Source organism: Nonomuraea sp. NPDC003727, from assembly GCF_053586935.1.
In genome coordinates, this window is record NZ_JBSFNE010000003.1 from 391,888 (window position 1) to 405,494 (window position 13,607).

General features: G+C 71.7%; 9 protein-coding genes. 5 read left to right on the plus strand and 4 right to left on the minus strand.

The window, feature by feature from the left end:
• Positions 1-2 precede the first annotated feature (2 nt).
• Both ACWDLG_RS10590 and ACWDLG_RS10595 read left to right on the plus strand, forming a co-directional pair.
• The gene (locus tag ACWDLG_RS10590) at positions 3-1,508 is read left to right on the plus strand and encodes a potassium/proton antiporter (protein ID WP_449918219.1); all 1,506 of its coding nucleotides are present in this window, start codon (positions 3-5) and stop codon (positions 1,506-1,508) included.
• A 66-nt stretch (positions 1,509-1,574) separates the two neighbouring features.
• Complete coding sequence (locus ACWDLG_RS10595; RefSeq protein ID WP_354905306.1) at positions 1,575-1,868, plus strand: FmdB family zinc ribbon protein; 294 nt, start codon at positions 1,575-1,577, stop codon at positions 1,866-1,868.
• On the opposite strand, the gene ACWDLG_RS10600 is transcribed toward ACWDLG_RS10595, so the two are convergent.
• Positions 1,865-3,862, minus strand: coding sequence for an MFS transporter (locus ACWDLG_RS10600; RefSeq protein ID WP_449918222.1), 1,998 nt, complete (start codon positions 3,860-3,862; stop codon positions 1,865-1,867). The two genes, ACWDLG_RS10595 and ACWDLG_RS10600, sit on opposite strands and share 4 nt — an antisense overlap.
• Positions 3,863-3,934: 72 nt before the next feature.
• Positions 3,935-8,185 carry a protein kinase domain-containing protein gene (locus ACWDLG_RS10605; protein ID WP_449918224.1) on the minus strand — a complete coding sequence of 1,417 codons (4,251 nt, stop codon included), beginning with the start codon at positions 8,183-8,185 and terminating at the stop codon, positions 3,935-3,937.
• Positions 8,186-8,858: 673 nt separating this feature from the next.
• Between ACWDLG_RS10605 and ACWDLG_RS10610 the strand changes: the two genes are divergently transcribed.
• From ACWDLG_RS10610 to mscL, 3 genes are all read left to right on the plus strand, one after another.
• The gene (locus ACWDLG_RS10610) at positions 8,859-9,665 is read left to right on the plus strand and encodes an S-methyl-5'-thioadenosine phosphorylase (RefSeq protein WP_449918226.1); all 807 of its coding nucleotides are present in this window, start codon (positions 8,859-8,861) and stop codon (positions 9,663-9,665) included.
• Between the two features lie 980 nt (positions 9,666-10,645).
• Entirely contained in the window at positions 10,646-11,239 is a 594-nt protein-coding gene (gene cpaB / locus ACWDLG_RS10615) for a Flp pilus assembly protein CpaB (RefSeq protein ID WP_449918229.1), read from the plus strand.
• A gap of 23 nt (positions 11,240-11,262) precedes the next feature.
• Positions 11,263-11,661: a large conductance mechanosensitive channel protein MscL gene (gene mscL / locus ACWDLG_RS10620; protein ID WP_449918232.1), complete on the plus strand. Its 399-nt coding sequence runs from the start codon at positions 11,263-11,265 to the stop codon at positions 11,659-11,661.
• Positions 11,662-11,739: 78 nt separating this feature from the next.
• Here mscL and ACWDLG_RS10625 read toward each other — a convergent pair whose 3' ends face one another.
• The gene (locus tag ACWDLG_RS10625) at positions 11,740-12,717 is read right to left on the minus strand and encodes a D-alanyl-D-alanine carboxypeptidase family protein (RefSeq protein ID WP_449918234.1); all 978 of its coding nucleotides are present in this window, start codon (positions 12,715-12,717) and stop codon (positions 11,740-11,742) included.
• Positions 12,718-13,024: 307 nt separating this feature from the next.
• A complete protein-coding gene (locus ACWDLG_RS10630) occupies positions 13,025-13,594 on the minus strand; it encodes a hypothetical protein (RefSeq protein WP_449918236.1) in 570 nt (189 codons plus the stop codon).
• Positions 13,595-13,607 lie beyond the last annotated feature (13 nt).

A 13,607-nucleotide genomic window follows, 5' to 3' on the forward strand; every position in this document is an offset into this window, starting at 1 on the left:
GGATGAAACTCGACGTCTGGCTTCTTCTGGGAGCAGCCGTCGTCATCGCGGCCATCGCCTCGGTACGGGTCGCCCACCGCAGCGGCCTGCCCAGCCTCCTGCTCTTCCTCGGGTTCGGGCTCCTGCTCGGCGAGAGCGGCTTCGGGATCCCCTTCGACGACCCCATGCTCGCCCAGCAGATCGGCCTCGGCGCGCTGGCGCTGATCCTGGCCGAGGGTGGTCTGACCACGACGTGGAGCCATGTCCGCCGATCGGTGCCCACCGCGCTCGCGCTGGCCACCGTCGGGGTGGCGGTCAGCATCGTGGTCGTGGCGCTGGCCGTCCAAGGACTGCTGGGGGCCGACTGGCGCACCGCGCTCATCCTCGGCGGCGTGCTGGCCTCCACCGACGCGGCGGCGGTCTTCTCCGTGCTGCGCAGGCTCCCGCTGCCCAGCCGCCTGGCGGGCATCCTGGAGGCGGAGTCGGGCTTCAACGACGCCCCGACGGTCATCGTCGTCGTGCTGCTCAGCCAGGTGGCGCGGCCGGTGCCCAGTCTGGGCGAGTTCGTCCTCGAGGCGGTGATGGAGCTGGCCATCGGCGCGGGCGTGGCCTGCCTGCTCGGCCCGGCCGGCGCCTACGCGCTGCGCCGCGTCGCGCTGCCCGCCTCGGGCCTCTACCCCCTCGCGGTGCTGGCGCTGACCTTCGTCGCGTACGGCGGCGCCGTCCTGCTGCACGGCTCGGGCTTCCTGGCCGTCTACCTGACGGCACTGATCCTGGGCAACGCCAGGCTGCCGCACCGGGCCGCCACCCGCGGGTTCGCCGAAGGTCTCGCGTGGCTGGCGCAGATCGGCCTGTTCGTGATGCTCGGCCTGCTGGCCAGCCCGAGCGAGATGTCCGAGGACATCGTGCCCGCGCTCATCGCGGGAACGGTCCTCCTGCTGCTGGCCAGGCCGGTGTCGGTGGTCGTCTGCGCGTGGCTGGTGCGGATCGCCCGCCTCGACCGCATCGACTGGCGCGAGCAGGCCTTCCTGTCGTGGGCGGGACTGCGCGGCGCGGTGCCGATCGTCCTGGCCACGATCCCCTGGGCGGCGGGCGTCGGCAACGCCGAGCACCTGTTCAACCAGGTCTTCGTGATCGTCATCGTGTTCACGCTCGTGCAGGGTCCGACCCTGCCGTACGTCGCCAGGCTGCTCGGCATCGCCACCGAGGGCGAGCCGCTCGACCTCGACGTGGAGTCGGCGCCGCTGGAGGAGCTGAACGCCGACCTGCTCCAGATCAAGGTGCCCCAGGGCTCGCTGCTCCACGGTGTGGAGATCTTCGAGCTGCGCCTGCCCGCCGACGCGAACGTCACGCTGATCGTCAGGGAGGGCCGCAGCTTCGTCCCCACCGTCACCACCAGGATCAGGTCGGACGACCAGCTGCTGGTGGTCACCACGGCCTCCTGCCGGGACCAGGTCGAGCGCCGGATGCGCGCGGTCAGCCGCAGGGGCAAGCTGGCGGGATGGTACGGCGAGCGCGGTATGGAATGAGCCGCTGCCGAGGAGTGTTTATGATTAGCAGTCGCGTAGGTCGAGTGCCAACCTAAGGAGGAGCGCGTGCCCACGTACCAGTACGTCTGCAATGACTGTGGCCAGCCACTCGAGGTCGTCCAGAAGTTCTCTGACGACGCCCTGACGGTGTGCCCCTCCTGCGAGGGCCAGCTCCGCAAGGTGTTCTCGGCCGTTGGCATCGTCTTCAAGGGCTCGGGCTTCTACCGCACCGACAACCGTTCCTCGTCGTCGACGACCACGTCGACCACGACGGCGGCCAAGCCTGCGGAGAGCACGAGCAGCAGCAGCACCCCGGCCGCCACGCCCTCCCCGGCCGCGGCTCCCGCCGCCACCAGCTAACCGGGCCGGTCGGCGTCCGCGCCGAGCAGCTGCGGGCACAACCTGTCCAGCAGCTGGTGCAGCTCGGGGTGCGTGCCCCAGTCGGCGACCAGCTCCCTGAGCCCGTCCCTGGCCCGCCCGAGCAGGGCCGTGTACGCCCGGTCGCCCTCGGCCGTGAGCCTCAGCGACTCGCCGTCCGCTGACCGCCTGACCAGCCCCATGGCGATCAGCTGCGCGGTGTACGGCCCGCCCTCCGCCCGCGTGACCTTCCCGCGGTCGGCGAGGTCCTGGGCCCGTACCCACCCGTGGCCGCCGAGCCTGGCGATGATCCAGACGCCCGCCGGCGAGACGCCGTCGAGTCCGGCCAGTTCGCCGAGCCTCGCGTAGTAGTCCTTGCGCAGCTCGGTGTCGGCCAGGCGCATCAGACCCCGCTCGACCTCGGCCAGTGACGACCGTTCGGCCGAGGTCGCGCCCAGCCCCTCACCGATGTCGCCGGCCGCGACCGTCTTCTTCAGCGGTTTCTCGGGGATGAACCACGACAGCACGAACGCCACCAGCATGATCGGCGTGGCCACCGCGAACACGCTGGAGATCGCGTCGGCGTAGATGTGCAGGAAGTCGGCCGCGAGCGCGGGCGGCAACCGCTGGACGATCGTCGGATCGGCCCGCACCTGCTCGGGGTCGAACCCCGGGGGCAGCCGCACGGTGGTCAGCAGCAGCCGCAGGTCCTCGTTGAGCGTGGCGGTGAAGACCGATCCAAGGACGGCGACGCCGAACGAGCCGCCGATCGACCGGAAGAACGTGGCGCCCGAGGTGGCCACGCCCAGGTCGGCGTAACCGACCGCGTTCTGCACCACGATCACCAGCACCTGCATGGTCATGCCGAGCCCCACCCCGAGGACGAGCAGGTCGACGCTCATGACGAGGGTGGAGCTCGTCTCCGTCAGGCGCGAGAGCAGGAACATCCCGGCCGTGGCCACGGCCGTGCCGGCGATCGGGAAGGCCCTGTAGCGGCCGTGACGCGAGATGACCTGGCCGCTCACGATCGACATGGTGAGCATGCCGGCCATCATGGGGAGCAGGTGGATGCCCGACAGGGTGGCGCTCACGCCGTAGACGACCTGCATGAACAGCGGCAGGTAGGTCAGCGCGCCGAACATGCCGAACCCGACGACGAAGCCGACCGCGCACGTCACCGTGAAGCTGCGCGTCGCGAACAGCCGCGGCGGCAGCACCGGCTCGGCGGCCCGCCGCTCCACGAACCACCAGCCCGCCAGCATGGCCACCGCGGCCAGCCCGAGCCCCCGGATGACCGGGCCGGACCAGGCGTAGGTGGTGCCGCCCCACGTCGCCAGCAGGACCAGGCAGGACGTCGCGCCGCCGAGCAGGACGATGCCCGCGTAGTCGATCGTGTGGCGCGTCCGGGTGGTACGGCCGGGCAGGACGGCGACGATGACCGCCAGGGCGACGGCGGCCACGGGCAGGTTGATGTAGAAGACCCAGTGCCAGGACAGGCGGTCGACGAAGAACCCGCCGAGCAGCGGGCCGACGATGCTGGCCACCGCGAAGACGGCGCCGAAGAAGCCCTGGTACCTGCCGCGCTCGCGCGGCGGGACGACGTCGCCGACGATCGCCTGGGCGAGGACCATCAGGCCGCCGCCGCCCAGGCCCTGCAACGAGCGGAAGGCGATGAGCTGGCCCATGGACCGGCTCAGGCCGCAGAGGGCGGAGCCGATGATGAAGATGACGATCGCGGCGATGAAGAGGTGCTTGCGGCCGTACTGGTCGCCCAGCTTGCCCCAGAGCGGGGTGGAGACGGTCGAGGCGAGCAGGTAGCCGGTGACGACCCAGGACAGCTGTTCCAGGCCGCCGAGGTCGCTGACGATCGTGGGCAGGGCCGTGGAGACGATCGTCTGGTCGAGGGCGGCCAGGAGCATGCCGAGCATGAGCGCGAGGATGATCAGGCCGAGACCTTGGCGCCGGCCTTCCTCCTGGTCCTTCTGACGCTCTGGCATGGTTTCCCCTCGGACCGTCCCGTCGAGGCGAGCATACTCTTCGCGATCATCCGGCTACGTGGTGGAGTGCGGTTACTTGCCGGGATAGGGCAGTTCCGGGATGTGCCGCCGCCATTCGGCGGCCGACAGAGGGCCGCCCGCGCGGGCGCGGACCGCCGCCTTCGCCCTGCCCCGCTCGATCGGGAACGCCCGCAGGCTGCCGTCGCCACTGGCGATGTGGAGGACGCCGTCACCGAAGGCCAGCGCCACGACGCCCTCCGGCGAGACGGCGACGGGCAGGCCCATCACCCGGCGGCCGGTCAGGTCCCACAGCCGCACCGTGCCCTCCTGCGCCACGGCCAGGATGCCCTCCCGGGAGATCGCCAGGTGCTCGCCGGCGACCTCCTCGCGGGTGAAGGCGTACCCGGAGCGCTGCCACGTCCGGCTGTCGACCAGGACGACCCTCCCGCGAAGGGACGCCTCGCCCACCGCGAACGTGCGCCCGTCGGGGCTGAAGGCGACCGACGTAGCGCCGAGGTGGCCGGGGATCCTGACCTCCTTGCCCGACCGCGTCTCGAACACGCGCAACCCGCCGCCGTCACCCGCACCCCGGACGGCGACGAGGCGGCCGTCGGGACTGAAGACCATGCCGTCGCCCGGCGGCAGACGCAGGACGCGCCGGCGCGTGGCCACCTCGTACAGCTCGGTCGCCTTCTCGGTCGCCACGGCGATGACCGTGCCGCCCGGGTCGAACACGGCGTCCCATCCGGGCAGCGAGCCGCGCCCGGTTCCCGAGGCGACGTCCCACAACGCCACGGACGACGCCGAGGGGACGGCGAGCGTCCGGCCGTCAGGGCTGAAGGCGAGCCGCCCGGCGCCCCCACCGGGAACCCGGGCGATCCGCCGCCTGGTCGCGCTCTCCCACACGGTCACCCATGACCGGTGCGCCAGCGCGAGCCGCCTGCCGTCGGCGCTGAAGGCCGCGCCCGCGAGGGCCGCGTACTCGCTGTAGCGCGGGCCGGGAAGGTCCGGAAGGACGTCCGGCGCGGTGAAGGCGGAGATGTCGACCGTGACGACCTCACCCAGGCCCGTCAGGAAGTGAAGGCCACGATCCCCCGCCCGCAGGCTCCTCGCGCCGCTGACCTGGAGCGGATGGGACATCACCGGGTCGATGGCGTCGACCTTCCACAGCTGGAGCACGCCTTCGTCCCCCAACCCCGCCACGAACCGGCCGTCAGGAGTGAAGACCACCTCACCCTTGTACGGGAACGTCCTGTCGTCATGGTCACGCCAGGCGCTCTTCTCGACGTCCCACAGCCGGAAGGCCGTCTCCCCCGTGCGCACGGCCAGCACCCTGCCGTCGGGGCTCCACGCCGCGACCTCGCGTGGCAGGTCCGCCAGCTTCCGCCGCCGCCGCAGGTCCCACAGCACCCACGAGGAGTCGCTCTGCCCGATGGCCGCGACCCTGTCGCCCGGCCCCACGACCACGCCGAACGCCGGGGGCAGGCCGTCGACCCATCGACGCCTGGCCACGTCCCAGAGCCCGGCCTTTCCGTCCGCCTCCGAGGCCAGCAGGCGCCCGGTCGGGCTGAACCCGCTCATGGCCGACCGGATCGGACCGCCGATCCGCTTGCCCGAGCCGACATCCCAGAGCTGGACGTGCTCGTCACCCGTCACGGCCAACGTGCGGCCGTCGGGGCTGAGCTCCACCGCCGAGACCCCGGCCCCCACACCGGGGACGGAGGTGACCTCACCCTCGGAGGCCCCAGCCCCCACGCCGGGGACGGAAATGACCTCGCCCGTCCGTCGCCGCAGCCGCACGACCCCCTCGGCCACCGAGACGAACGTCTGGCCGTCCGCGCTCAACTCCTGCAACGCGCCGGGCGGGGCGCCGGGATCGCTGAAGACGGCGATCTCCGGCTGGGCGAGCGAGCCGTACAGGGCGGCGCGGGTCTCCATCAGCGGCGCCAGATCGGCGGCCGCGAGGCTGAGCCGCATCGCGGTCACCGGATCCGACCCCCGCAGTTCCTCCGCCCGCGCCGCGACCAGCCTGGCCACCGACTCCAGATGCTGCTCGGCCATGACCCGCCGCTGCCGGTCCGCGACGACGGTCGCCACCGTCGCCACCACCAGCAGGACGGCCAGAGCGGCGATCATCAGCCGGCGCCGCCGGGTTGCGCGTCGCGCCAAAGCCGTACCTGCCTCCAGGAAGGCCGCCTCGCGCCGGGTCAGCGTCAGATGCCGCCTGCCGGTCGCCGCCCAGCGCAGCGCCTCCTCCAGCGCCGCGCCACGGTAGACGTCGCCGCCGGTCTGCCAGCGCCGCGCCGCCTCGCTCAACGCGCGGTAAACCGCCAGGCCGTCCCGCTCCTGCTCGATCCAGCCCCGCAGCCGGGGCCAGGCCCGATGCAGAGCCGGATGCACGATCGCCACCGCCCCGCCGAGCGATCCGGCCCCGTCAGCGTTGAGCGGCCCGGCCCCATCGAGCAGCCCGGCCTCGCCGGACGGCCTGGCCACGTCGGACGGCCTGGCCACGTCGGACGGCCTGGCCACGTCGAGCATCCCGGCCGCGCGGTAGGCGGCCACGACACCTGCCGCGCCCTCGGGCAGCTCCTCTGGAGGGACCCGGCGGGTCATCTCACTGTCGGTCAGCCGCAGGAACACCTGGGGCGCCATGGCCTGGTCGGCGGGGTCGAGCGCTTCGTAGACGGATTCGGCGAGGTCGCCCAGTGGCGGATCGGCGTGCCACGCCCCTACAGGAACCTCGAGCCGCCCGACACCCCACGCCTCCCCGGCACGCGCCGCTTCCCCAAGCCCCTCGGCACGCGCCGCTCCCCCAGGTCGCGGGGCAGGCGCCGCTCCTCCGGGTCCCTCGGTAGGCGCCGTTCCCCCGAGTCCCGCGGCGAGCCCTGCTTCCCCGCCAGCCGAAGAACCCCCGACACCCGCCGCTTCCCCAGCGCTCCGAGAACGGCCGGCAGTCGCCGCTCCCCTGGTTCCCCCGGTACGCGCCACTCCTCCGGTTCCCCCGGTAGGCGCCGCTTCCTCACCAGCTGAAGAACGCTCAGCATCCGCCGCTCCCCCAGCACCGGCAGAACGCCCCGCACCCGCCCCTTCAGGCCAACGGGAAGCGTGCACACCCCCAGCACCGGCATACTCCGTTTCCCCAACACGCGGACCACCGACCCGCGAGGCTCCCCCGGCAGCTTCCGGACGCCCGGCCCGCAACGCTCCCCTGGCTTCCTCGGCAGACGCCGCTCCACCGGCTCCCTCGGCAGACGCCGCTCCCCCACCTCCCGCCGCTCCCTCGGCACGCGCCGCTCCCTCGGCACGCGCCGCTTCCCCAGCATCCGGAGAACGACCGTCATGCAACCCCTCAGGCCAACCCGCAGCGGGCGCACCCGCAGGCAACGTCTCCCCAGCCCCCCGCGGACCACCGACCCGCGCCGCTCCCCTAGCGGCTTCGGAGCGGCCGGTGCTGAGGCCCGAGTCCGGTGCGCCGTCGGGACCCGTACGCAGCGCCTCCCCCACAGCCTCGGAACGGCCGGTGCCGACCAGTCCGAGCAGCAGTTCCCTGGCATCGGGCCGGTCCCCGGGCCTTTTGCGAAGAGCCGCGGACACCAGCGAGCGCAGCGGCTCGTGCAGCATGGTCACGTCGGGGTCCACCGTGAGGACCCGGTGCATCACCCCGCCCAGACTCTCGTCCATGAACGGGTCGGCGCCCGTGGACGCGTACAGGATCACGCCGCCCCACGCGAAGACGTCCGCCGGTGTACCGGCCCGCTGCCCCGTGAACACCTCAGGAGGCATGTACGTCGGAGTCCCAGCGACGAACCCCGTCGACGTCAGCGACATCTCCTCCGTCCGCGCCACACCGAAGTCGATCACGCGGGGCCCGTCGGGGCCGAGGAGCACGTTGTCCGGCTTGAGGTCGCGATGGATCACCCCCGCCTCGTGGATCGCGACCAGCGCGGTCGCCACGGCCGTCGCCAGGCGGTGCAGCGGATCCCCCGCGAAAGGCCCGGACTGCTCGACGGCCGTGCGCAGGCTCGGGCCGGGGACGTACTCGCTGACGATGTACGGCTCGGGCGCGTCGACGTCCACGGCGAGGATCCTGGCCGTGCAGAAGGAAGCGACACGGCGGGCGGCCGTGACCTCCTTGACGAAGCGAGCCCGGTCGGAGGTGTGCAACACCTTGATCGCCACTCTGGCACCGGCGGCGTCGTAAGCCTCGTAGACGACTCCCTGCCCGCCCGCGCCGAGCCGTCCCGCGAGCCAGTAGTCGCCCAACCGCTGGGGGTCGCTGGGAAGGAGCGCCTCCAGGTTCATCGACGGCCTCCGAAGGGTCATGGGGTGCGGAGGATTTGACGAGCTCAGCCGCCGATTGGTTCTACCCGCCCCACCCACACCTGCAGCTCATCGCCGGGCTTCTACCCCACCGCCGCTGCCACCCCTCCGCCTCCGCAGCCCCTCGGCCACGCCATGCACAGCGACCACCTCCGCCCGCGCCACTCAAGACCACCTCTCTGCCCACAGTTATGGGCAGCACCTCACCGCTTGCCCAGCCACCCCCGCCCAGCCACTGCTGCCCGTCCGCCCGGGACCACTCACGACCACCACCTACGCCCCGCATCAGCGGCACCACCCCTCCGCCAGCCCTGCCGCTGTTGCCCTCCGTCCGGACCACTCACGATCGCCACCATTCCGCCCACGTCACTCACGCTCCGCTGGCGCCACATCGTCTGGGGCACCACCCCTCCGCCTGCACCGTCCACAGCCGCACCTCCGCCAGCCCAGCCACTGCCGCCCCTGCGCCCGTGGCGCTCACCACCTCCGCCCGCGGCGCTCAGGGGCACTACCCCTCCACCTGCACCGCCCACGGCCGCACCTCGCGTTGCGCTCCCCAACCCGTCCGTGAGACAGACCAGGCCCGGACTGGTTATCCACACCCCACCCAGCCGTTATCCACAGAACCCGATTCCGCCCGTCCCCCCACCCACCCACTCCCGCTACTCTCTCGCCCATGGTCACTCGCGCAGACATCGGCGTCATCGGCGGATCAGGCTTCTACTCCCTCCTCGACGACGCACAGGAAGTCGAGGTCACGACCCCCTACGGCCCGCCCAGCGACGTGGTCACGGTCGGGCGCATCGGCACGCGCTCGGTGGCCTTCATCCCCCGTCACGGTCGCGACCACCGTTACCCGCCCCATCGCATCCCCTACCGCGCCAACCTGTGGGCGCTCCGCTCGCTAGGCGTCCGCCAGGTCCTCGCGCCCAACGCCGTCGGCTCCCTCCAGGCCGAACACGGCCCGGGCACCATCGTGGTCCCCGACCAGCTCGTCGACCGCACGTCGGGCCGCGTGCAGACCTACTACGACGCCGGCGGCGCCGTCCACGTCTCCTTCTCCGACCCCTACTGCCCCGACGGCCGCGCAGTCGCCGTCAACGCAGCCCGAACTGGCGGCTGGAACACCGTCGACGGCGGCACACTCGTCATCATCGAGGGTCCCCGCTTCTCCACCCGCGCCGAGTCGAAATGGTTCGCCGGCAACGGCTGGACGATCATCGGCATGACCGGCCACCCCGAGGCCGTCCTGGCAAGGGAGCTCGCCCTCTGCTACACCTCGCTGTCCCTCGTCACCGACCATGACGCCGGCGTGGAGGCCGGCGAAGGGGTGACCCACGACGAGGTGCTCCGCTTCTTCGCCACGAACGTCGCCAAGATGCGCACCCTCGTCTCCGACGCCGTCCAGGCCCTTCCCGAGGAGCGCACCTGTTCCTGCGGCTCGGCCCTCGACGGCATCAAGCTGCCCTTCGACCTGCCCTAACGAGCACCGCCCAAGGCATCACCGGTACGCCACGGCGCTCCGTGCCGCCCACACGGAGCCCACCCTTCCTCCACGAAAACGACCCAGCCGAAGACATCCCCAGCACCCCTCCAGACATCCCCGGCGCCCTCCCACGCCCCTGTCCGAACCTCGCGACCCTCACGGCGGTAGCCGTCCAGACCTCTCGAACTCCCGGCGGCCGCGGTAGGCCTCCCGATCTTCCCGCGGTCAGCGCCTCTCCGTCAGCACCAACGCAGCGCCGGCCCCACAGCGCCACAACGCTCTTCATGCGCCGCGACGCGCCCTCGCATCATGCCCATCGCCGCCTTAGACCCCCCATCACGCCATCCGACCGCATCGCGCCATCCTGACGACACCACGCCATCTCGACCGCATCGCGGCGCTGGCCCACATCGCGCCACTCCAACCGCCTCGGAGCAGCCTCGCTCGCCGCCGCTTCCCTGGCCAACTGCACCATCACGATGCCTGACCAGCCATCGAACGGACTTCCCAGACCCGCTATCGGGCCAGCGTCGGTCGCCGCCGCTTTCTCAGCTCATGCCGCCACCACACCACGACGCCGCTTGCCCCGACCACCGCCTCATGTCCTCCCTCGAACCTGCCCTCGCGCCATGCACTGTCCGCCATACCCTTCCCCGTCCACCGCCAGAGCCCATGTCAAACGCCCGCCCCCACCAGGCACCGCCCAAAGGCACGCCGCCTCCACAAGGCAGCGTCCAAAGGGCACGCCGCCTCCGTGAGCCAGCGCCCACAAGACACACCGCTCCACAAGCAGCCGCCCGAACCGCCGTGTCGCCACGCGAACGGCCTCATCTCGATGACACCAGCCGCTCATCCCGCGCCGCCGCACGCCCGCCCGCGACCCCACCAGAACCCGAACCGCCCCCTGAACCCTGAACCTGAACGAACACCACCACCGACCCGGCATCCGCCCCAGCAACACCCCCTTGGAGTCGCCCATGCGCGCCTGGACCCGCGTCTTCGAACGCCGACGCCGGCTCATCGCGGCCGCACTGGCCGCCCTCTCCCTCGCATGCGCGCTCACCGTCCTCCGCCCAGGCCCCGGCCCGACCACCACCGTCCTCGTCGCCGCCAAAGACCTCAAACCCGGCACCCTCCACCAGGGCGACCTCCAGCCGGCCCACCTCCCCGCGGCAGCCGTACCCGACGGCGCCCTCAGCACCGGCGCCGTCGGCCGCACGCTCGCGGCCCCGATGCGCCGCGGCGAGCCCCTCACCGACGTACGGCTCGTCAACCCCGCGCTCCTGGCCACGCTCCCTCCGGGTACGGTCGCCATGCCGGTGCGCATCGCCGACCCCGACGCCGTACGCCTGCTCTCCCCCGGCGACGCCATCGGCGTGCTCGCGGCCTGGGACTCCGGCCAGGTCGCCCAGACCGTGGCCGAACGGGTTCCGGTCATCACCATCCCCGCGGCGGAGTCTGACAGCGGCGCGCTCGTCGTGCTGGCCGCCACTCCCGACCAGGCGAGAATGCTCGCCGCCGCCCAAGCCGGTGGACGCCTCTCCGTGACCATCAACCCGCACTTACCGTAAGCGATTCGCTACTATTTGTAGCTATGAGCGGTTTCAAGAAGTTCCTCATGCAGGGCAACGTCATCGACCTGGCCGTCGCGGTCGTCATCGGCGCGGCGTTCGGCGCCATCGTCACGTCCTTCGTCGCGGATCTGCTGACCCCGCTGATCTCGGCGTTCGGTGGCCTGCCCGACTTCAGTTCGCTGACGCTCACGGTGGGCCAGGCCCAGTTCAAGTACGGCAACTTCATCAACGCGCTGCTGTCGTTCCTACTGATCGCCCTGGTCGTGTACTTCCTGGTCGTCAGGCCGTACACCCGCTACAAGGAACGCGCCGCCGGACGCCAGGAGACCACGCACCGCGAATGCCCGGAATGCCTGTCCGAGATCCCCAAGGCAGCCGCCCGCTGCGCGCACTGCTGCGCCGAGGTCAGCCCGGTCTGACCAGATCGGCGCCAAGCCCTGCCCGACATCCACTCCACGCCCAAACAGTCACCCAGAACCCTGAGCCGGAGCGTGCGGTCAGCGCTGGGAATCGATCTGCGGGTCGTACTCCCAGTGCCACGGCTCATAAGGGCTGCTGTAGGCCCAGTCTGGATGGAACCACCCGTACCTCTTCGAGTTGGCCTCCATCCACCTGAACTGTGGCGTTCCCGCGCTCTGCACCCCTCCGCACAGGTCAACCGCCATGCCCAGCCCGTGGTTGCTCCGCCCAGGAACGGCGGCGAAACCCGGCCGGCGGTAGTAGACCGACTGCTGCTCGGCCAGCGTCCGGTAGGCGTCTGTGACGCATATCTGCTGCCCGAAGTGCCGCTTGTACGCCTCGTTGAGCGAGACGAAGGCGATGGCCGCGTCCGCCCGCAACAGGTGCCCGCGCTGTTGGAGCGGGCAGAGGATGTTCTCAGGAATGAGCCCGTTGGGATACTCGGTCGTCGCGTTGATCCGCAGGGGATTGCACGCGAAGGCCGCGCGCCCCACCTTGTCGATCTTGATGCCCATCTTGACGAGGGCCTTCGTGAGCGACTGCACGACCTTGTCCGAACGCTTCGTCAGCATGGAGACCTCCGCCTCCACCTGCGCGGCGGCGAGCAGGTTCGTGGCGCGCAACTCCTGCGCCTCGGCGGCCAGCCGCTGCTTGTCCGCGTACGCCTTCGCGACCTGCTCCATCTGCAACTGCTGGGCCTGCGCCAGCACGCTCGCGTCGCTCTGCGAGCGCAGCATCGCCGTGTTCGCGTCCGCGTCCCCGGCGAGGAACGGCGCGATGCCATCGCCCATGGGCTGCTGGTACACCAGCTCGACCAGGTCCGCGATCGGCCGCCGCATCTGCGTCAGCGCCGCCTCCGCCTTCGCCAGGTCCTCGAGCTTCTTGTCGAGCTGGGCGTTGGCCGCCTTGAGATCACTGGTCCGCTTGTCGAGCACCTTCTGCGCCGCGGCCAGCTCGTTCGCCGACTTCTCGGCCTCCTTACGCAGCGCCGTAAGATCCCCAGGCCCCTGCGCCACCGCCGCACTGTCCCCGGCAGACCCCTCCACCACCCCGCCACCGACGACGGCCTCGAGAACGGAGTCCGGCAGCGGATCGACAGCGTGCGCAGGTACGGCCGGAATGCCCAGAAGCACCGAAGAGATCGCCGTGACGACCGCGATCAGACCCACTGATCGAGGGGCTGACACGTTCGATTCCTCCGTTTGCGAACTCGTTACCTGGGTCAGGCACGCACGTTACTACAGCCGTCTCGGTGCCCGGACCGAACTCCCGGCAGCCGTTATGTTCCGAACACGCCATTAGCGCCGCTCCACCGCCAGATCCCTACGCCTGCTTCCGCTGGTACTCCTGACACAACTCCCACAGCCAGGTGTCCACCCACTCGTCAGGACAGCCGCCCGACCGCGCCGGCTGCTGCCGTACGGGCCGCTCCGGCACCGCCTGCCGCGCCTCCGCCGGCTCCTCACCCCGCTCCTGACGCCTCGGTACGGCAAGCGCCACCGTCTCCGGCGCCTCCACCCCCAGCGGCGCCGGCAACAGCCTCTCGAACGCCCGCTCAGCATGCGGCGGCGCGGGCGCCGGCACCGGCGCGAAGGCCATGCGCCCGACCTCTCGACCAGCCACCACCGGCCGCTCCCCCGGCGCCGCACCCACCGCCCGGCGACCGCCCCCTTGCTCACCCGCCACCCGGCCACCGGCCTGCCGATCGTCCACAGTGCGGCGACTCGCCCGCCCCTCACCCGAGCCCTCCATCGCCGCGGCCGTGACGGCCGCGTCGTACCCGACGAGCTCCCCCGCCAGCAGCCCCCCAGCGAGAATCGCGGGCGCGAGCAACGCCGCGAACAGCACCACCGGCCGCCCCGCGCCCCGCCTACCACGTCGACTACTGGTCACGAGCGCGACGTTA